This window comes from Kingella pumchi (assembly GCF_022288825.1).
Lineage (GTDB): Bacteria > Pseudomonadota > Gammaproteobacteria > Burkholderiales > Neisseriaceae > Kingella_D > Kingella_D pumchi.
In genome coordinates this window covers 1-675 of sequence record NZ_JAKOOW010000065.1, presented here as the reverse complement: position 1 = coordinate 675, position 675 = coordinate 1, and the positions used below count along the sequence as shown (strand labels likewise).

Here is a 675-nt window from a genome sequence, read left to right as displayed (position 1 = left end):
TTGGGCGTCGTCGGTGCAAAAGGTCTTGCACAGGTGTTCAATGTCTTTTTTGTTGATGGTGAAGGTTATGCCGTCTATGAATGCGGCGTCTTTTTCGCCTTTGCGCAGCGGTATTTCAATCAGCTTGCCGCGAACAGTTAGGGCATGGCTGAACCGCTTGTATTTTTGAAAATCGACGTTATTCATAGTTTTAGTTAAATCGGATTTGGTTTTGATTGCTTAATTTACTGCTCCGCCGCTTGGGCTTTTCTTGCCTCGCCTAGCTCTGATTCGCCCATGAGTTCGCGAATAATGCGCTTGTCATCCCAGCCGCATACGTCTCGCATGAAATTGACGAGACAATGACTAAACAGCCAGTATTTTTTAAAATCCACATTCATAGATGTTTTAAATCTTGATTAAAAAGTCATTCGGATAAACCTAAACTGCTCCCCCGTTTTGGTACTTAGGGGCTTTTTTTCTTGCTCCCCCCCTATTAGCCTAGGGGGGGGCTGCATCCGCCGCCTGCCGGCCGCCGCTTGCGCGGCTGTCCGCCTGTCGGCGGATGCTTTTAAACAAAACACATCCATCTTCCAGACTCTCTCAAATAAACCATCAATAAAGTTCCATCCAACCTAATAATCAAAAACAGATCCCTATCCAAAACTTCCCTATCTAATACGTCTTGAACATCTT

At 45.5% G+C, this 675-nt stretch carries 1 pseudogene; it reads right to left on the bottom strand.

What is annotated here, in order from left to right:
* Nucleotides 1-186: pseudogene (locus MB824_RS10810) on the bottom strand (hypothetical protein); the annotation flags it as partial.
* Nucleotides 187-675 lie beyond the last annotated feature (489 nt).